The organism is Roseateles sp. (genome assembly GCF_047654805.1).
Lineage (GTDB): Bacteria > Pseudomonadota > Gammaproteobacteria > Burkholderiales > Burkholderiaceae_C > Pelomonas.
The window spans coordinates 1362337-1381815 of sequence record NZ_JASGIV010000001.1 but is presented as its reverse complement, the minus strand read 5'-3'; the positions used below and the strand labels follow the sequence as shown (position 1 = coordinate 1381815).

Sequence of the window (19479 nt, the reverse complement as noted above, 5' to 3'; positions counted from 1 at the left end):
AGATCAAGAAGAGATGCGCCCCGGGTCGACGACCGGCGCCAGCCACGGCAGCCTAGCCATCAGCAGGGCTGCCATAGCCAACGCCCTGCGCGTTGCCGCTCCGGATGCAGCGGCAACGCTGTGGCGAGGCCGTCCCGGCTCAGGGCCGGCCCGGAGATGGCCAGGCCACGCCCGCTCCAGTGATGCAGGAGCATCATGGACTGCGGGGATGGCCGTGGCGGTCACCGACATCAGAACTTGTACTGACCCGCCAGCGTGAACTTGCGGCCATTGCCGGGGAAGACCCACATCTGGCTGTAGGAGCTGCTGTAGTAGGTCTTGTCGAAGACGTTGTCGACGTCAAGCGAGAACTTCCAGGACTTGCCGACGGCATAGCTGCCGATCAGCTTGACGCTCGTGTAGGCCGGCAGCTTGAAGTCGTCGGCCGCCACTAGCGGCGCCACGGCGCCCTCGCGCTGACCGACGTAGTTCAGGCCCACGCCTGCCGTCGCTGCATTGCCCCCCAGCTTGAACGCCTGCACCAGCATCAGATTGGCGCTGTGACGTGGCACATTGGCGAGTTGGCGCCCGACCAAGAAGGTATTGTTGTCCTGCGTGACCTTGGCATCGGTGAAGGCATAGGCCGCCGACAGACGCAGGCCAGCCGCGACCTCGCCGCCCAGGTCAAACTCGATGCCCTTGCTCTGCACCTCGCCGGCTGCGATGGAGAAGTTGTTGGGATCCACGGGGTCGGGTGTCAGCACGTTGTTCTTGGAGATCTTGTAGATCGCCAGCGTGCTGCTGATCTTGCCGTCGGCCGAGTCGTACTTGGCGCCGACCTCGGTGGACTTTCCCTTCTCGGCCGGGAAAGACTCAAAGGCGCGGCTCACGCCGCTGTTGGGGCGGAAGCTCTTGGACGCCGTGGCATACAGGGAGACGGTCTTGCTGGGTTGATAGACCAGACCGGCGCGCGGCGAAGTGGCGCTCAGCGACTGCTCCACCGTCTTGCTGCTGTTGCGGTTCAGAACAGACTGGTCGTAGCTGTCGTAACGCACGCCCAGCAGCAGCTTCCACTGCGCCGACAAGTCGATCTGGTCCTGACCGTAGACCGACTTGGAGCGCTGCTCCTCGTGCGTCCAGGTCAACGGCGTGGCCGGGAAGGCGGGTGGCACATTGCCGTAGACGGGGTTGTAGATGTCCAGTTCAAGCGCCGGCACGTTGCGCACGCGGAACTGCAGGCGGTTGTCGGTGAACTTGTAGGCATCGACGCCGAACAGCAGGTTGTGCTGCATGCCGGCCGCGCGCACCTTGCCCAGCAACTCGAAACGGCCCGACACGTCCAGTGCCTGGTTGTCGCGCGTGCGGCGCTGGCGGTTCACGACGCTGGTGCTGCCGGCCTTGAATGCACTCACCTCGGTCGAGATGCCCTTGATGGAACTCTCGCGGTAGCTCACACCGGTCTGAATGGACCAGTCGTCGTTGAAGTAGTGCTGCAGGAAGACCTGGTTGCCGGTGGTCTTGATGACGTGCGGGCCGTCGTTGGCCTCGCCGAAATAGCGCGAGCGTGGTACGACGTCCAGCTTGCCGTTCACGGCCACCACGCCGCGGTCGAAGCTGGCCTCCTGCTTGGAATACTCCAGCTCATAGGACAGTGTCGTGTCCTCACCCAGCATCCACAGGAAGGACGGCGAAACAAGAGTGCGCTCGGACTTGACGAAGTCGCGGTAGCTGTCGCCCTTCTCGTGCGCGGCGTTCAGGCGGTAGGCGATCTCGGAGCTGATGGGCCCGCTGAGATCGGCCGTCTGGCGGAAGGTGGAGTAACTGCCGCCCGACAGGCCCAGCGTGTACTCGGGCACGAACAGCGGCTTCTTGGTCGTGATGTTGACCGTACCACCGGGCTCGCCGCGGCCGTACAACGCCGATGCCGGCCCCTTCAGAACCTCCACCGAGGCCGTGTTGGCCGAATCGCGCACGCCGTTGTAGCCACGGCTGTAGTTGAAGCCGTTGACCATGTAGTCGGAACCGAAGTTGGGGTCGCCGGTGAAGCCGCGCATTGCATAGCTGTCCCACAGGCCGCCGAGATTGCTCTGCTTGGAGATGCCGCTGCCCAGGTCCAGCGCATCGGCCAGCTTGGTGATGCCGGCATCGTCAAGGATGTCAGCCGACAGCACGCGCACGCTCTGCGCCATGTCCCGGACCGGCGTGTCCGTCTTCATCGCGCCGGTGGCCGACAGCGTCTTGTAGGGCTGTTTGACACCCTGCACCTTGACGACGTCGAGCTTGTTCGCCGCGCCCTCCGCGGCGGGGTCGCCGTCCGCGGCCCACAGGGCCGGGCTGCAGACCATCAGGACAGCCGCGGGAATCGCGGCGCGGGACATTTGTTTTTGAGACATCGCGAGAACTCCTGTGAAAACGAGCTAGGAAAGGTGAAGGGAAATCCGGATCTGGAGAGAACGGGTGGCAGGTGTCAGAAGGCCTCCTGAGTGGCGGGCCCCTGGGCTTCGACCTCTGCCTCCCGGGCCTCAGCAAGCAGGCGCTGCGTCGGCCGCTCGCCGACCAGCCAGAACATGACGGGAGTCAGCAGCGAGTCCAGCAGCGTCGAGCTGATCAGGCCGCCGAAGATGACGACCGCCACCGGGTGCAGGATCTCTTTGCCAGGCTTGTCGCCCGCCAGCAGCAGCGGAGTCAGCGCAAAGGCCGCGACCAGGGCCGTCATCAGCACCGGCGTCAGTCGCTCCAGCGAGCCGCGCACGATCATGGGCTGGCCGAAGCGCTCGCCCTCGAAACGGCACAGGTTGATGTAGTGGCTGACCTTGAGGATGCCGTTGCGCGTCGCGATGCCGGCCAGCGTGATGAAGCCCACCATGGACGCAACCGACAGCGTCACACCGGCCAGCCACATCGCCACGACGCTGCCGATCAGAGCCAGCGGGATGTTGGCCATGATGACGCCCGCCAGCACGGCCGAGCGGTAGCGCGTGTACAGCACCAGGAAGACCATTGCCAGCGACAGCAACGACAGCACGGTGATGAGCCGCGTAGCCTGCTCCTGGGCCTGGAACTGCCCCTCCAGGCTGATGAAGTTGCCCTCCGGCAGACGCGTCGCCGCAAGGATTCCGCGAATATCGGCGATGACCTGGCTCATGTCCCGGCCATCGGTGTTGGCGTAGACGACGATGCGCCGGCGACTGTTCTCACGACCGATCTGGTTGGGACCGTCGCCCTCCTCCACCGTTGCGATGGCGGACACCGGCAGCCGGCCAGCGGGCGTGTCGATCAACGTCCGTGCCAGGTCCTGCGGGCTGCGTTGCCCGTCAGGCAGGCGCAGCACCAGGTCGTAGCGACGCTGGCCGTCGACGATCTCGGCGCCGTGCGCACCATCGGTCAACGCCTGCAGCGTGCGCATGGCTTCGCCGGGCGACAGCCCCACCTGCGCCGCCTTGCGCTGGTCCAGCCTCACCGTGATCTGCGGGATCAGCACCTGCTTCTCGACGGTCAGGTCCACCAGGCCCGGCACGCCAGCGAGCTTGCCGCGCATCTGCTCGGCCAAGCCGCGCAGAGTGTCGATGTCGTCGCCAAAGATCTTCAGCGCGATCTGCGCGCGCACGCCCGACAGCAGGTGGTCCAGCCGGTGCGAGATGGGCTGCCCAATGGCCACTTGGGCCGGCAGCACCGACAGCTTCTCGCGGATCGCCGCCATCACCGCCTCGCGGCCACGCTCGCTGGGCTTGAGGTCGACATCGATCTCCGACGAATGGACGCCCTCGGCATGCTCGTCCAGCTCCGCGCGGCCAGTGCGGCGCCCCACTTGAGTGACCTCGGGCACCTCGCGGATCAGGTCCTCGGCAACCTTGCCCAGCCGGTTCGCCTCGTCCAGCGACGTGCCTGGGTTGAACATCATGCCCAGCACGAGCGAGCCCTCATTGAATGCGGGCAGGAAGGCGCGCGGCATGAAGGGCACGCTGGCTCCCGCGGCCGCAACGGCCACCGCCGCCACGGCCACCAGTACCTTTGCGCGCGGGAAGGACCAGGCCAACAGCGTGGCGTCGCGGCGCTTGAGCCAGCGCACCAGTGGGCTGTCCTCGTGCTCCAGCCTCTTCATGCGCGGCAGCAACCAGGCGCACAGGACCGGCGTCAGCGTCATCGAGACGACCATGGAGGCCAGCACTGAGGCGATGTAGGCCACACCCAGCGGCGAGAACAGTCGTCCCTCGATGCCCGGCAACGCGAACAGCGGCACGAAGACGAGAACGACGATGGTGGTCGCGTAGACGATGCCCGAACGAACCTCGACACTGGCCCGGCGGACCACCTCGCGCACCGACAGCGGATTGCCCGCGGCGCGGTTCTGCTTCAGGCGGCGCAGGATGTTCTCCACATCCACCACCGCGTCGTCCACCAACTCGCCGATGGCGATGGCGATACCACCCAGCGTCATCACGTTGATCGACTGGTCCAGCAGCCTGAACACCAGTGCCGTGACCGCCAAGGACAAGGGGATGGCCGTCAGCGAGATCAGCGTCGTGCGCGCCGACAACAAGAAGGCGAACAGCACGATGGCCACCATGATGGCACCGTCGCGAAGCGCCTCGGTGACGTTGCCGATGGAAGCCTCGATGAAGTCGGCCTGTCGGAATAGCACCTTGGGCGCAGCGATGCCGGTCGGCAGCCCGGCCTTGAGCTCGGCCAGTGCGGCTTCGATCTGGCCGGTCAGGCGCACGGTGTCGGCACCCGGCTGCTTCTGCACGCTGACGATGACGGCTGGCGCACCGTTGTAGCCCGCGTCGCCGCGCTTCATCGCGGGCGCGACACGCACGGTTGCCACCTGGTCCAGCAGGATGGCGCGCCCGTCCTTCCAGCCCACTGCCAGGCCTTGCAGGTCCTCGATGCGGTTGGTGCGCGCCATGTGGCGGATCAGGTACTCACGGCTGTTCAGGTCGATGAAGCCGCCACCGGCATTGCCAGCAAATCCCTTGAGTGCCGCCTCGATCTGCGTCAGCGACACACCCACCTGGGACATGCGCGCCGTGTCGGGCTCGACGCGCAGCGTGCGGACATCTCCGCCGATGGGAATGACCTGGGCCACACCGACGATGGACAACAGTCGCGGCCGCAGCACGAAGTTGGCGTACTCGCGCACCTGCATGGGCGATGCCGCCTTGGGGTCGCCGGGTCGCGTGGGTAGCGCGATCAGCATGACCTCGCCCATGATGGAAGACACCGGCCCCATGATGGGAGTGATGCCGGCGGGCAGTTGCTCGCGCACCAGCGCCAGGCGCTCGCCAACGATCTGGCGGTTGCGATAGATATCGGTCCCCCAGTCGAACTCGGCGTAGTGGATGGCCAGGCCCACGCCCGAGGTCGAGCGCACGCGGGTCACGCCAGGCATGCCATTGAGCGCTGTCTCGATGGGGATGGTGACCAGTTGCTCCACTTCCTCGGGCGCCATGCCGCCGGCCTCGGTCAGCACCGTGATGAGGGGCTTGTTCAGGTCGGGGAAGACGTCGACCGGCGTGCGCCACGCGGTGGTGGCGCCGTAGACCAGCAGCATGGCCGCGAAGGCCAGCACGAAGAGCCGGTTGTGCAGGCTGAAACGGACAATCCAGTTGAACATGGTTGCCTCGCCCGTTCAGCGGATCTGCGCAATCAGCGCCGCGCCCTGCACGACGACGCGGTTGGCTTCGCCCAGGCCCTGGGTAACGACCACCGAGTTGCTGTCCAGCGGCCGGTAGACGACCGGCTGCGGGATGTAGCGCTCGGCGCCGGACTTGATCCAGACGATGGCCTCATTGGCCGGGTTGCGCACCACGGCCGAGGCCGGCAGCACGAAGCCCTTGAGCTGGGTGTCCAGCGTGACCACCACGCCCAGCATCTGCCCGACGGCCAGCGGCAGCGCGGCGTCCTTGCCACCCACCTCGGCATGGAAGGTCAGCGGCAGCAGGCCATCGCGCAGCATGCGGCCGGCGCCCGCCAGCCTGAGCTTGACAGCTGCCAGATTGGCATCGCCCTGCGCCAGCAGGCGGGCGCCGCTGATACGCGGCACGATGCCGGGGTCGGCCGTGCTGGCCTCGACCAGCACATGTGCCGGGTCGACGATCTCGAACAGGACATCACGCGGCTCGACGACCTGGCCGGCCAGCGCGCTGGTACTGGCGACGACACCGTCCACAGGCGCCACCAGTGCCTCGCGCGCCTGCAGGCTGGCACCGATGTCGCGCTCGCGCGCCGTGAGGCTCAGCAACTCTGCCTCGGCAGCCTCAATGTCCTTGCGCGGCACACTGCCTTCCAGCGATCGCAGCCGCTGCACGCGCTGGGTGGCGACGGCCCGGTTTGCCTGCAGTTCCGCCAGGGCGGCCTGCTGGTTAGCCTTGGCGAAGGGCTCGCCATGGAATCGCACGTAGGCCAGCACCTCGCCGCGCCGTACGCGCTGGCCGGCCACCGGCAAGCCCTTGGGTCCGGCCTCAACGCGGCCGCCCTGCACGGTCTGCACGCGTCCGCTGGCGTTGGGATCGACGACCACGCGGCCGGGCAGCTGCAGTGCGGCCGGCGCGTCAGTCAGCGGCACGAAACGCGTCAGCAGGCCCATGCGGCGCTGCGCAGGCACGGGCACCTGCACGCTGCCGTCAGGCAGCCGTGCCAGGCCATCGACCTTGGCCGCGGCGGGGCCGTCAAGGTGTTCGCCGTTGGGACCATGGGCACCGGGCGACGCGAGTGCTGCGGTGGCGGCGAGGAGCAAAACGAGAGAACTCAGCAGCCGCTTCATTGCGCGCCTCCGAAGGTGGTGGAACGACGGCGACGCAGCACCGCTACGGCCAGGCCAACGAGCGCGAGCCCGCCGACAACGGCGCCCGTGGTGCGCAGGTTCAGGCCACCAGCCGCGTGGCCGTGGTCGTCGTGCGCGGTAACAGCCAGCGTGCCGTCCAACAGGTCGCTGTCGGCACCGGCCGTCAGCGTGAAGACGAGCGCATGGCTTCCCGCGCGATGCAGGGCCTCTATGAACTTTGCATCGGCGACGCGGTAGCTCCCCCCCTCCGATTGGAAGGCTGCAGGCGCCTTCAAGGTGCCGAACTCGACGTCCAGCTTGGCGCCGAGCACGGCTTCGTTGGTTTCATAGCGGCTTACGTAAAGCACGAGGTCGCTGGCACCAAGGCGGCCAACGATCTCGAAGGCTTCGGAATGGGCCTCGATGCGGGGCAGGCCAGTACCGACCGCTGCTGCGGCCGGCCCGTCCAAGTGCTCGCCGTTGGGGCCATGGGCGCCGGGCGACGCGAATGCGGTGCCGGCCATCAAGACAAGCGCGCCGACAAGGCCGCGGAGACAGGAAAGAAGGTTCATGGGATCACCCCGAAAGCTTGAAGGAGGCGAGCGCGGGCCTGGCCCAGCGCAGCCTGTTGACGGGCCAGAGTGGCGTCGGCCTGGGCGGCGGCCTGCACGGCCAGCAGCAACTCAGGCAGCGCGGTCTCGCCAGCACGGAAGGAGGTGTCGAGCAGCGTCGCGCGCTGGCGCAGCAGGCCGGCCCGCTCACGCTGCATGGCAGCCTGCGAATCTGCCGACTGCAGCTCACTGCGGGCGATCGCCAGCTCGGCAGCAAGCTCCAGCCGGCTACGGTCCTGCTCGGCCAACGCCTGGTCCAGCGCACCCTGGGCCGCGGCGCGCAGCGGCAGATTGCGTTGCGCCGTTCCGAATGGGATACGCAGCCCGACGGTGACGCTGCCACGGCCAGGCTGCCCATGAGCATCGCGCTCGTTGCGGTAGCCGACGCTCAGCTCGGGCGCGTCGGCCAGGTCGCGGCGCGTCGCGTCGAGCTGGCGACGTGCGGCCTCGGCGGCCTGCGCCAGCTGTGCCAGCTGGGGGTGGCCGTCCAGCTCACGGTCGGGCGTCTGCGGCTCGGTGGCGTCGACCTCATCGGCTGCCAGGCCCGTGAGCGCCGTCCAGCGCTCGCGCTCGGCCTGCAGGCGCTGCGTGGCGGCGAGCAGCTCGGCCTCATTCGCCAACCGTTCACCCTGCGCCGCGAGGGCGTCCGTGCGAGCCAGGTCACCGGCCCGCACACGGCGCTCCACGTCGGCTGCCAGCGCCTGCAGGTAGCGCTGCTGGGCCTGAAGACTGGCACGTTCGGCCCGCAGGCCGGCCAGGTTCCAGGCCAGCTCGCGCAGTTGACCCGCAAGGCGCAGGCGCGCCAGATCGCCGCCGGCCGAGGCCGACCGCAACTCGGCCTCGGCGGCCGCCTGGCGGGCGCTGCGCTGGCCCGGCAGCCACAAGGGCAACGCAACGCCGATCTCGCGCTCACGCACACCGGCGTTGTCCTGCCAGCGGTCACTGCGCTGCGACAGCTGCACGGCTGGCGGCGCCGCAAGCAAACTGGCCGCAGCGTCGCGCTCGGCCTGCGCCCGCAGCACCTGGGCTTGCGAGGCTGCGCCGGCCTGGGTGCGCTGCCAGGCTGCATCGACGGCCCGCGCCAGCGTGACCGGTTCGGCCCGCGCTACGAGCGCGCAGCCACCGAGCAACGCCGCAGCGACACCCCAACGAATCCTATGAATGGGTTTCAATCTTCACCTGCCTGTGTCTAGCCGCCAGGATCTGTGCGTGAGCCTGGCTGCGATGAGGTCAGACTGCCGGGAGGCAGCCGCACGGATCAGGAGATCCGTCTGGGCGGGCGGCGCAAGCCGGCGAGGAAGGGATCGGGAATTTCTGCCAGCGTCAGTAGCGCTGGCGGCGTGTGCGCCGCCAGCGCAAAGCTGCTGCTCAGGCCTGCGGGGATGGGGCCAACGGCACCTAGGCAGGCGTCCTGGCCGATGTGGTGGTTGGAGTCGGCCGAGAAGTCCTGGTGGAAGCCCTGGTGAGGACCTCGCTCCAGCCCCAGCGACTTCTCGAGAGCCACAAAGTCGGCGTCGTCATCTGGCAGGGCCTGGCTGAACTGATGCTCATGATGGTGGGCAATGCCCGACCAGTGCAGCACGGCGTGCATGGTCTCGGCCGACCCACTGTGGCCCGGCCAACGACCGCCCAGCGACATCGTCTGCAGCAGCAGCGACAGCAGCAGCGCGTAGATGACAAAGGGGTGACGGCTCATGCGACGGATTGTGGAAGTGGGCTCTCGCGGCGCGCTGCCGTTTGCGGGCATTTGCACGCAATCTCCTGTCGAATTGGCGGGCAGAAAGCAGCACAGTCTGCCGGCGCACCAGCAGGCTACGGGGTTGCACCAATGTGGACGGCACATCGTGCGGCGCAGGCACCAATCGGAATCGGGATATGTCGTTGGCGGCACGCATACGCAGCCCTATGCGGCGAGGCTGCTTCTAGACTGGATCGACTCCGCAACCCCACCGACCGATGACAGCGCCTCTGCAAGTTCTCGACACCCCGGACACCCTGCCCTCCCACGCCGACTGCGTCGTCATCGGCGCTGGCATCGTTGGCGTCAGCGCCGCATACTGGCTCGCGCGCGCGGGCCAGCGCGTCGTGCTGCTTGAGAAGGGCCGCGTCGGCGCCGAGCAGTCCAGCCGCAATTGGGGCTGGTGCCGGCAACAGAATCGCGACGCGCGCGAGCTGCCGCTGTCCACCAAGAGCCTGGCACTGTGGGAGGACATGGCGGCCGACATCGGGGACGACATGGGCTTCTCGCGCTGCGGCCTGCTCTACCTCTCCAACGACGACAAGGAAATCGACACCTGGGCCACCTGGGGCAAGTTCGCCCGCGGTGTCGGCGTGCAGACGCAGATGCTCAGCCCGGCCGAAGCGGCCCAGCGCGGCCAGGCCACGGCAAAGGCCTGGAAGGGAGGCGTCTGGTCGCCAACCGATGGCATCGCGGACCCGTCGCGCGCCGCCCCCGCCATCGCACGCGGCGTGATCAAGCATGGCGGCGTCGTGCTGCAAGGTTGCGCCGCGCGTGGCATCGAGCGCGAGGCCGGCGCCGTCAGCGGCGTCATCACGGAGCGCGGCGTTATCCGCACACGACAGGTGGTGATGGCCGGCGGCGCCTGGGCGGCCAGCTTCCTGCATCAACTGGGCATTGGCTTCCCGCAAGCTGCCATCCGCAGCTCCATCCTCAGCGTGGCACCCGGTGCGCAAGGCCTGCCAGCTGCGCTGCATACGGCCGCGGCTTCCGTCACCCGGCGCTCGGATGGCGGCTACACGCTGGCCATCTCGGGCTTCGGCAAGGTCGACCCCACGCCCGGCATGCTCTACGGTGCCAAGCATTTCGTGCCCATGTTCGCCAAGCGTTGGCGCATGCTGTCGCCTGGGAATCTGCAGGCATGGCGCGCGGGCTTCGAGACACGCCGCCGCTGGGCCATGGATCAACCCACGCCAATGGAGGCCGTACGCATCCTCGACCCCAGGCCCTCGCACGCGACGCTGGCGCAGACTCTGCGGCAGGCACGCGAGCTGCTGCCCGGCCTGACGCAGGTGCCGGTGCAGGCACAGTGGGCGGGTTACATCGACTCGACGCCGGACGGCGTTCCTGTCATCGATGCAAGCATCGGCGTGCCGGGCCTGCTGCTGGCGGCAGGCTTCTCGGGCCACGGTTTCGGCATCGGCCCTGGCGCCGGCCACCTGGTGGCCGATATCCTGCTCGGGCGCACACCCATCACCGAGATTGCCCAGTACCGGCTGGCGCGCTTCGGCCAGGCGCAGTGGGGCAAGGTGTCAGAGTTCTGAGAGCCCAAGGGGTGGGCTGTGGCCGCCCCGCCTCCGTGCGAGTCAGCGAGATTCGGGACACCGCCCGGCGCGCAGAGTCCGAGCGTGCCTGGCGCGGCGGGCAAAGCCCGCCGCGCGACGCCGTCACTTGATGACGAAGCGGGCGCTGCTGTGCTGCTGGTCTTCGGTGGTGACCAGAGCCACCACCTTGTCGCCCTTGACCAACTTGACGCCCTTTGCGACGAGCTTGTCGCCGGCAGCAGGCTCCAGCTTGGCTTCGGACTTGGCGCCGCCGCTGAGCACGGTGATCTTTCCGGTGAGCTTGGCAGTGGGCACGGTCTGACCGTGGTCGTCGAGATACAGCTCAGCCGAGTCCGGTTTTGCAACCAGCTCGAACTTGATCTCGCCGGCCATCTGCACCAGGCCGCCATGGCGCGCGGTGCCATCACCATGGGCATGGGCCACACCCCCGCACAGCAGTGCGGCGCCCAGGATCAGGGTAGAGAGTTGTTTCATGAAAAATCCTCGAGGTTCATTCGGGTTCGTGGGGCAGGACGAAGGAGAGCGAGGCCAGGTTCTCGACGGCATTGGTCTTGGTGGCATCTTCGGGCGCAGACTTGAACACTGCGACGATGACATTCAAGCCCTGGTTGCGCACCTTGACTGTGACGCTGCCGTCCTTGCCGGTGAACACGCCCTTGGCGTCGGGGTCATTCACCCAGTCGGACAGCACGCGGGCGCCGGCGACGGGCTTGCCCTGGTAGAGCACCTTCAGTTTGAGCGGCTGGCCGGCCTTGATCGGCAGCGGCGTCTTGGCCGGTACGATCTGAAGCGTCTGGTCCGGCAACAGCGGCATCGGACCGGTCAATTCGCGGCGCAGGTGGACACCGTACTTGTAGTTTTTCTCGCTGATGATGGCGCCGGGCACTTCGTCCTTGCCCTTGCTGTGCCACTTGCCGTCGGGCGTCTTGCTCCAGATGCCGTAGTCCATGACCGCCGCGACGAAAGCGGGCTGATTGTCGATATCGACAGTGACGAGTGGGCCATTCGTGAGGAGCTTGCTCGGCACCGCCTGGCCGTCCTCGTCGTAGGCGCCGAAGTGGGTGACCTTGGGCAGGCGCTTCACCACGTCCAGGTCATCTGCACCGACGCCGAAGACCATGGCCAGCGAGTTGGCGCGCTGCGCGAACCAGAAGCCATGGGCCTGCGCGCCACTGGAGAACAGAAAGCCAGCCGCGAGGGCCGCCGAAGTCAAAACCTTGCCAAGTGCCTTCACATCGATGCTCCTAAAAAAGGGGGAACTGGGAATCCAACAAGCACGCGGAAGTGTTGGCCAGAACACGCAGAGGAATGTGCCGTTTACCGTGGTCGCCGAAGAAGGATGCATCGAATGCCACGCCTGCAAGAGCACGTTGGCTGGCGGCTCAGGACTCCTGCGGGAAGAGCCGCTCGATCGGGTAATGAGTCTTGATGAACGGCGACTTGATGACGATGAAGCTGAAGTACTTCTCGATGCCAATGTTGCGCTCGAGCAGGCCTTCGATGATGGACTGATAGTGGTTGACGCCGCGCGTCATGAAGCGCAGCAGGTAGTCATAGCCGCCGCTGACCAGATGGCATTCGAGGATCTCGTCCACCTCGCGGATGGCAGCCTCGAAGCGGGCGAAGTCCTCGCGATGATGGTCCGACAGCGTCACTTCGGTGAAGACCGTCAGCGTGTCGCCCAGCTTCTCCAGCCGCAACTGCGCGCCATAGCCGGAGATGTAGCCCGCCTGCTCCAGGCGCTTGACGCGGATCAGGCAGGGACTGGGAGACAGGCCCACCGCATCGGCCAGGTCGACATTCGTGATGCGCCCGTTCTTCTGCAGCTGGCTGAGGATGCGCAGATCGAGCCGATCGAGCTTGAGAGGTGCGGACACGGTGTTTCGCCAAGAGAGTGCTGGAGAGCGGATTCTGTGCCGACTCAGCCGCGCTGCGCGAGTGCGGCGCGCACATCAGGCGCAGCGAGCAACTCGTCGAGCGTTTTCTTCAGGCGCTGGCCCATTTGCGCGAATTCGTCCTCGGTGAAGCAAAGCGCCGGCGCGAAGCCAAGGATGTGGTCGCCGAAGGAGCGGAACACCAGGCCGTTGCGATAGCCGGCCTCGAACAGCCGGTCGGCCAGTCCCAGTCGCGGGCTGAACCCTCGCTTGCTGGCCTTGTCGCTGACCAGCTCCAGCGCGCCCAGCAGGCCACGATAGCGCACGTCACCCACCAGGGGGTGATCGGCCAGGCCGTCCAGCACAGCCGCGAAATGCGGAGCCACCCGCTGGCCATTGGCGAGGATGCCGCCTTCCTCATACAGGCGCAGCACCTCCAGCGCCACGGCGGCGCTGACCGGGTGCGCCGAGTAGGTCGCGCCATGCCCGATGGCCGCGCCGGCGGGCGCACCGTCGGCGATGCCGGCATAGACCCTCTCTGACATCAGCATCGCCCCCATGGGCGCATAGCCCGCCGTGAGACCCTTGGCCATCGTCATCAGGTCGGGCTCCACGCCTTCGGCCTCGCAGGCGAACATTGGCCCCGTACGGCCGAATCCGGTGATGACCTCGTCGACAACGAAGAGGATGTCCAGCTCGCGTGCGGCCTCACTCATGGCCTTGAGCCAGCCCTTGGGCGGCACGATGACGCCACCCGAGCCCTGAATGGGCTCGCAGAAGAAGGCCGCCACATGATCGGCGCCCAGCTCGGCCACCTTGGCCCGCAACGCGGCCACGGAAGCCGCAATCAAGGCCTCGTCGCTCGCATGCTCGCTGCGATAGCGATAGGGCGAGGGGATGTAATGCTGCGTCGGCAGCGGCAGGTCGAAGCCGCGGTGGAACAGCGGCAGCGCGGTCAGGCCCGAGCCCGTTGACGACGAGCCGTGATAGCCGCGTTCCAGCGAAATGAAGTGCTTCTTCGCCGGACGGCCGGTGTTGTTGTAGTACTGCGTGATCAGGCGGATCGCAGCATCCACCGCTTCTGAACCACCCAGCGTCAGGTACACACGGGTCAGGGATGCCGGCGTGATCTCGACCAGCTTGGCCGCCAAGCGGATCGCCGGCTCGCTGCCGAAGTGGAAGTAGCCCGTGGCATAAGGCAGCTTGCGCATCTGCTCGGCGGCCGCCGCGACGACGCTCTCGTGGCCATAGCCGATGTTGACGCACCACAGGCCTGCGAACGCATCCAGCAGCTCGTGGCCGCTGGCGTCGCGCAGCCAGGCGCCCTGCCCTGATTCGAGCACTGTCGCGCCGCGCTGCTCATGCTTGCGCCAAGGCGCCACCGGGTGGATGAGGTGTTCGCGGTCCAGCGCAACGAGCTGGTCGAGATGAGGATGGGCGGCGTTCTGCATGGCTTGCGAAACATGGAGCTTGGACACGCGGTCAGCTTAGGTGCGGGATCACGGCGGGTGGTGCCGAAACACCCGCGACGGTCGCGATGAAGCTGCGTTGTTCGCGCGTCCACGGCAGAAGATGCGGCGCAAAATCTATGGTCACCCCCGTTTTTGCAAGGGCTGAATGCAGGTTGAGGTGAAGATGGTTTGCGTAAATCTATCCGGCGTCTGGATAGGGATCGTTGATCCCTGCGCCACGATGAGAGTCGCACCTGGCAGTCCTTAAAAAAGCCTCGGCGTTGGTCGCCGTTTTTACGATCTGGATGCCTGCCAGGCCGAATGGGCCGTTCACGTCATCACTGCTACAGCGGTCGCAAAACCTGTTGGGTGCCCCGGTTGGGGTTGAAGAGCAGAAGGGAGCTGGAGTTCAGGCGGCTGCCGGTTCTGGTCGCAACTTGCCCGGCTCATAGACCGAGTGCCCGCGCGCCAGCGCCCAGGCCATGCGCGCGAGCTTGTTAGCCAGCGCGCAGGCAACGACGTTGGAGTGACGGCGCGTGAGCAGCGCGTGCACCCAGTCGGCCAGCGGGCTCGGGTGTTTATGCATGCACAGCATGAAGACCCGGGCGCACTGCACGAGCAGCCGTCGCATGTTCTTGTCGCCGCGTTTGCTGATGCCCAGCAGCGTGGCCTTGCCGCCGGTGCTGTACTGGCGCGGCACCAGCCCGAGCGAGGCCGCGAAGTCGCGACTGCTGGCGAACTGATGCCCGTCGCCCATCTTGGCGGCCAGCACGCTGGCGGTGATGGGCCCCACGCCCGGCAGCGTCATGAGCCGCTGGCCCAGGTCGTCCTCGTGAACTTGCTGGCTCAGTTGCTTCTCGACTTCGGCGATCCGCCCGTCGAGGTACTTGAAGTGCTCGTGAAGACGCTCCAACACTGACACGAACTGTGGCGGGAGATCCTCATGCTCGGCCAACAGCGCCGGCAGCCGCTTGATAACGGCGAAGCCGACAGGCAGACCAATGCCGAACTCCAGCAGGAAGCCGTGCATCTGGTTGGCGGTCTTGGTGCGATCGTGAACCAGTGACTCACGCACACGGTGCAGCATGGACAGCGTCTGCTGTGCCTCGGTCTTGGGGACGACAAAGCGCATGGTGGGCCGCGAGGCGGCCTCGCAGATCGCCTCGGCGTCGATGAAGTCGTTCTTGTTGCCCTTCACGAACGGACGCACGTACTGGGGCGAGATCAGCTTGACCTCGTGACCCATCGCGATGAACTTGCGCGCCAGGTAGTGCGCGCCGGCGCAGGCCTCCATCACGGCCGTGCAGGGATGGAACTTGGCGAAGAACTCGACCAACTGCTTGCGGTTGAGCTTCCTGCGGAACACGGCCAGGCCCTTGCGGTCCTGGCCGTGCAGGTGAAACGAATGCTTGCCCAGGTCGATGCCGACCAGCGTCACAGAGTCCATGATGACCTCCGCCACATAGAAGAACACCCCGGCAACTTATGTCACCGGGGTGTTCGGGGCAAACACGGAGATGGGGGTGACCATCTCATTAAAGCCGACCGGGTCGCCCGCGGTCGGCTGCTGCAGAAAGAAAGGGGAGCCGGCTTCTCAGAGGCCCACAAGGCCGGCCAGGCCGCCGATATCGGAGATCTCGGCGTACTCGTAGCCCGGCGCGCCCGGCTCGTGCTTGCGGTTGACGAAGGCCTTGTCCTTGATACCCATGTCGCGCGCCGACATCAGGTCATAGCGCATGCTGGACGACACGTGCAGGAAGTCCTCGGGCCTGGCGTCCAGTTGCTGCACCATGTACTCGAAGGCACGCAGGCGAGGCTTGTAGGCCTTGGCCTGCTGGGCCGTGTAGACGCGGTGGAAAGGCACCTCCAACTTCTCGACGTTGTGCACCAGCTGGTGGTCCATCGCATTGGACAAGATGACGAGCGGGATCTTTCCAGCGATCTTGCTCAGGCCGGCCACGGTGTCGGGATGCGGCCCCCATGTCGGCACGGCCGCGTAGATCTCGGCCACATCGGCCTCGCGGAAGGGAACGCGCCACTTGTTGGCCGTACGCAGCACGGCGTTGTAGACGACGTCGTAGTAAGGCTTCCAGTCACCCAGCACCTCATCGAGCCGGAAGGCCGAGAAGTCTGCGCAGAACTGGTCCATCTGCTCAGGCGCGATGCGGTCGGCGAAGAGCCGACGCGCCCACGGCGCCATTTGGAAATGAATCAGAGTGCCGTAGCAGTCGAAGCTGATGTACTTGGGTCGGAAGACGATGGACACGATGGACCTTTCCTGGTGCCTTGGAACTGCGAAAAAGTGTAGTGAGCGGCCCGCAAAATGATCTGTGCTTGTCGCCCCGCGCGGCGGGACGAAATCGTGATTTGGCAAGGCACGCGGCATGCCATGCGGCAAGCCAGCATGGCTTCTAGCCCAGGGCCTGAGTCACCAGCACGAACCCACGCACGCCCGGCGTCGCGACCAGCGCCGGGCCTCGCACCATCGCAGTTGGGTTGTCGACGCGCATCAGGCCCAGGTCCTCCAGCCATTCGGTCAGGCCGCTGTCGAAGTCGATGTCCAGGCGCACGAACTTGCCTGCACTCACGCCGACCAGGTGCGCGATCAACGCCTTGGCCCCCAACGCGTCAGGTGCGACGACTGGGCCGATGATGAGCCCGCGACCGAAGCGTCGCAGCATTGCAAAGCCCCGGCGCTGGCCCTCGTGGTCCAGTACGACGGTGTCCGCGGCAGCCAACAACTCGCGCATCAGCGCCGCACGCGGCATCCCACGCGCGGCCGCGTCAAGCTCGATCAGCGCTTCGGCGTCTGCATGATCCGACGGGCGCAGGCGCCAGCCGGCGTCGAGCGCGACCAGTGGCGCCGACGGGGCCTGGCCCTGGTGCTGCCTGACCTCGCCTGCGCGCACAAAGCCCAACCTCTCATACAGACCGCGCCCCTCGGCCGTCGCGTGCAGCAGCACACTGCGCTCGCCCAGCTCAGCCAGCAGCGCCTGAACCAGCCGAAAGCCGATGCGCCGCCCCTGGCACTTGGGATCCACGATGACCAACCCCAACGTCGCGTGCGACGATCCCCAGTTCCAGCTCAGCGCACAGCCCACCACGCCACCATCGCGCTCGGCGACCAGCCCACGCCCCAGGCCGAAGGCGAACTGCCAGTCGGCCAGCCGGTGCGGCCAGTGCACGGCCTGCGAGAGGGACAGCGCGGCCTCGAGATCGGTCTCCCGCATTTCGCGCAAAACAATGCCGTCGGTCGACGGCGCCACGGCAGGGGTAACGGTATTCAAGCTGGGCTCCAAGGAAGGAGAAATTCTCGTGTCCATCCTGGCAAGCCCTGACGACCAACGCTAGGACGATCTTGCCGTTTGCCAAGAACCGCAGCTTGCACCGCCGGAAGTGCCCGTCACGCAATGATCTGCGCCGCCCGGCGCGCCAACAGGGCCAAATTTCAGAGCACGCTCCCTAGCATCGTCGCCCACGCCAGGCCCGGACGGCAAGGCACACTTTTGCAAGCTCTCGATACCAATCAACGTCAAGCGCACTGCGAGGGCTTCAATCTTGGCCGGGTCGTCGCCAGCAGCGCCGCGACGCCGGATGTGCACCACGGCCTGGTGCCCGCACTTGTCGCCAACTACGCCGACAGGCTCGCCGTGACCATCATCGAACCCGATGAAGCGGTCGGCGTCGTGATGTCGGCCGGCGCGCGTGCAGGCCGCTTCAACGCCGCACCGTGCAACGCCCCATCAGCGCGGCGCCGACGCGCCATTCGGGGATCACAAAGATGACCTTCACCGCATCCACCGCCGAAGGCGTCACCGTAGGCGCGCCACGCCCCGCACGGCCCCAGGCCGGTCGCGCCAGAGTCGGGCGACAAGGGCCTGCAACTGGTGTTCAACAACACATCAGCCCCAGGTCGTCCGCAACACCAGTCCGGCACCAGCATGGGTGCTTCGCTACCAAGCCGAGAAGCCGAGCACGCTCATCAAGAGCGTGCCGACCGACTTCGTCACGCCGGGTTGAGGTGCACGGCCGCCTCGCTCCGGTGCAGGCCGCAGCCTATGCCGAGCCGGGGGGTCAAAAAGGCAGTTTCATGTGCCGCCAGCCCTCACAAGCCCGCATTTTCGTTGGCCTCACATGCTTCAATGAAATCCTCATGATGCGCACCGCGATCCAGGGCAACAAGCCGTGAAACTCGACTCCTACTGGACCGATTCAGCCGAGGCATTCCAGCCGCAAGCCGCAGAGCTGCCGGCGCAGGCCGACGTGGTCATCATCGGTGCCGGCTTCACCGGCCTGTCTGCCGCACGCACGCTGGCGCAACGGGGTCGGCACGTCGTCGTGCTGGACGCCTGCGATCGCGTCGCCAAGGAGGCCTCGGGACGCAACGGCGGCCACGTCAACAACGGCCTGGCGGTGGACTATGTGGCCGCAGCCCAGCAGTACGGCGTCGAGCAGGCGCGCTCCTGGTATCACGAGTTCGACGCCGCCGTCGACACAGTCGAGCGACTGGTGCACGAAGAAGCCATTGCCTGCGACTTCCAGCGCAACGGCAAGCTCAAGCTGGCCACCCGCCCGGCCCATTATGAGGCGCTAGCGCGCAGCTGCGAGCGCATGGTGCGCGAGGTGGACCCCGACGTCGAACTACTGGACGCCCGAGCCGTGCGCGACGAGGTTGGCAGCGAACGCTTCGTCGGCGGCCTTCTGCAGCGTAAGAGTGCGCAGATGCACATGGGCCGCTTCGCCACCGGGCTGGCAGCAGCTGCCGAGAAGCGCGGCGCGCAGATACTGCTGAGCACGCCAGCGCTGCGCCTGCAGCGCCTGGGCCGCGGTCACGAACATCTCGTGCACACGCCGCGCGGCCCCATCCGCGCCCGTCAGATACTGCTGGCCACAGGCGCCAGCCTGCACGGTGGCTATGGCAGCTTCGGTTGGCTGCGCCGGCGTATCGTTGGCATCGGCAGCTTCATCATCGTCACCGAGCCGCTGGGGGCGGAACGTGCTGCCGCGCTGCTTGCGGCCAGGCGCACCTACGTCACCATCGCCAACATCCACCACTACTTCCGGCTGACGCCGGACCACCGCCTGGTCTGGGGCGGGCGGGCGCGCTTCGCGATCTCCAGCCCCACGTCGGACCGCAAGAGCGGTGACATCCTGCGCGAAGGCCTGGAGCAGATCTTCCCGCAACTCAAGGGCGTGGGCATCGACTACTGCTGGGGCGGTCTCGTCGATATGAGCCGCGACCGCTTGCCGCATGCCGGCGAGCGCGATGGCATTTTCTACTCGCTGGGGTACAGCGGCCACGGCACGCAGATGTCGGTGCACATGGGCCAGCGCATGGCCGAGACCCTGCTGGGCAACGCCGCCGCCAACCCCTGGCGCAACCGACCCTGGCCTGCCATCCCGGGCCATGTGGGCCCTCCTTGGTTCCTGCCGGCCGTGGGCCTCTACTACCGCCTCAAGGACAGGATGTCCTGAGGGAACAGAACTTGCGACTGGAG

Annotated in this window: 16 protein-coding genes; 3 read left to right on the top strand and 13 right to left on the bottom strand. The window is 66.9% G+C overall.

Features of this window, described 5'->3' with window-relative positions; translation table 11 throughout:
* Window positions 1-230 precede the first annotated feature (230 nt).
* From QM732_RS06230 to QM732_RS06205, 6 genes are all read right to left on the bottom strand, one after another.
* Window positions 231-2372, bottom strand: a complete 2142-nt coding sequence (locus QM732_RS06230) for a TonB-dependent siderophore receptor (protein WP_415655313.1) — start codon at window positions 2370-2372, stop codon at window positions 231-233.
* A gap of 74 nt (window positions 2373-2446) precedes the next feature.
* Window positions 2447-5593 carry an efflux RND transporter permease subunit gene (locus QM732_RS06225; protein WP_415655312.1) on the bottom strand — a complete coding sequence of 1049 codons (3147 nt, stop codon included), beginning with the start codon at window positions 5591-5593 and terminating at the stop codon, window positions 2447-2449.
* Between the two features lie 15 nt (window positions 5594-5608).
* Window positions 5609-6742, bottom strand: coding sequence for an efflux RND transporter periplasmic adaptor subunit (locus QM732_RS06220; protein ID WP_415655311.1), 1134 nt, complete (start codon window positions 6740-6742; stop codon window positions 5609-5611).
* Window positions 6739-7266: a hypothetical protein gene (locus tag QM732_RS06215; RefSeq protein WP_415655310.1), complete on the bottom strand. Its 528-nt coding sequence runs from the start codon at window positions 7264-7266 to the stop codon at window positions 6739-6741. Before QM732_RS06215 ends, QM732_RS06220 begins: the two co-directional genes overlap by 4 nt.
* 44 nt (window positions 7267-7310) lie before the next feature.
* Window positions 7311-8525, bottom strand: a complete 1215-nt coding sequence (locus QM732_RS06210; protein WP_415655309.1) for a TolC family protein — start codon at window positions 8523-8525, stop codon at window positions 7311-7313.
* Between the two features lie 86 nt (window positions 8526-8611).
* Window positions 8612-9049 (bottom strand): hypothetical protein, encoded by a 438-nt coding sequence (locus QM732_RS06205; protein WP_415655308.1) that lies wholly within the window; start codon window positions 9047-9049, stop codon window positions 8612-8614.
* 260 nt (window positions 9050-9309) lie between these two features.
* Here QM732_RS06205 and QM732_RS06200 point away from each other — a divergent pair, with 260 nt between their 5' ends.
* A complete protein-coding gene (locus QM732_RS06200; RefSeq protein WP_415655307.1) occupies window positions 9310-10635 on the top strand; it encodes an NAD(P)/FAD-dependent oxidoreductase in 1326 nt (441 codons plus the stop codon).
* Window positions 10636-10758: 123 nt separating this feature from the next.
* Here the strand turns inward: QM732_RS06200 and QM732_RS06195 are convergent, their stop codons facing one another.
* The 7 genes from QM732_RS06195 to QM732_RS06165 form a co-directional block, all read right to left on the bottom strand.
* On the bottom strand, window positions 10759-11130 hold the full coding sequence (locus QM732_RS06195; RefSeq protein WP_415655306.1) for a hypothetical protein: 372 nt from the start codon (window positions 11128-11130) through the stop codon (window positions 10759-10761).
* A 16-nt stretch (window positions 11131-11146) separates the two neighbouring features.
* On the bottom strand, window positions 11147-12019 hold the full coding sequence (locus QM732_RS06190; RefSeq protein WP_415655305.1) for a DUF4198 domain-containing protein: 873 nt from the start codon (window positions 12017-12019) through the stop codon (window positions 11147-11149).
* A 19-nt stretch (window positions 12020-12038) separates the two neighbouring features.
* Window positions 12039-12533, bottom strand: coding sequence for an Lrp/AsnC family transcriptional regulator (locus QM732_RS06185; RefSeq protein ID WP_415655304.1), 495 nt, complete (start codon window positions 12531-12533; stop codon window positions 12039-12041).
* Between the two features lie 44 nt (window positions 12534-12577).
* Complete coding sequence (locus QM732_RS06180; RefSeq protein WP_415659341.1) at window positions 12578-13981, bottom strand: aspartate aminotransferase family protein; 1404 nt, start codon at window positions 13979-13981, stop codon at window positions 12578-12580.
* Window positions 13982-14390: 409 nt separating this feature from the next.
* Window positions 14391-15428 (bottom strand): IS110 family transposase, encoded by a 1038-nt coding sequence (locus tag QM732_RS06175; protein ID WP_415654893.1) that lies wholly within the window; start codon window positions 15426-15428, stop codon window positions 14391-14393.
* Window positions 15429-15575: 147 nt separating this feature from the next.
* On the bottom strand, window positions 15576-16241 hold the full coding sequence (locus tag QM732_RS06170; RefSeq protein WP_415659340.1) for a haloacid dehalogenase type II: 666 nt from the start codon (window positions 16239-16241) through the stop codon (window positions 15576-15578).
* A 151-nt stretch (window positions 16242-16392) separates the two neighbouring features.
* Entirely contained in the window at window positions 16393-17304 is a 912-nt protein-coding gene (locus tag QM732_RS06165; protein WP_415655303.1) for a GNAT family N-acetyltransferase, read from the bottom strand.
* An 87-nt stretch (window positions 17305-17391) separates the two neighbouring features.
* On the opposite strand from QM732_RS06165, the gene QM732_RS06160 reads away from it, so the two are divergent.
* Both QM732_RS06160 and QM732_RS06155 read left to right on the top strand, forming a co-directional pair.
* Window positions 17392-17766, top strand: a complete 375-nt coding sequence (locus QM732_RS06160) for a hypothetical protein (protein ID WP_415655302.1) — start codon at window positions 17392-17394, stop codon at window positions 17764-17766.
* A gap of 400 nt (window positions 17767-18166) precedes the next feature.
* Complete coding sequence (locus QM732_RS06155) at window positions 18167-19456, top strand: NAD(P)/FAD-dependent oxidoreductase (RefSeq protein WP_415655301.1); 1290 nt, start codon at window positions 18167-18169, stop codon at window positions 19454-19456.
* Window positions 19457-19479 lie beyond the last annotated feature (23 nt).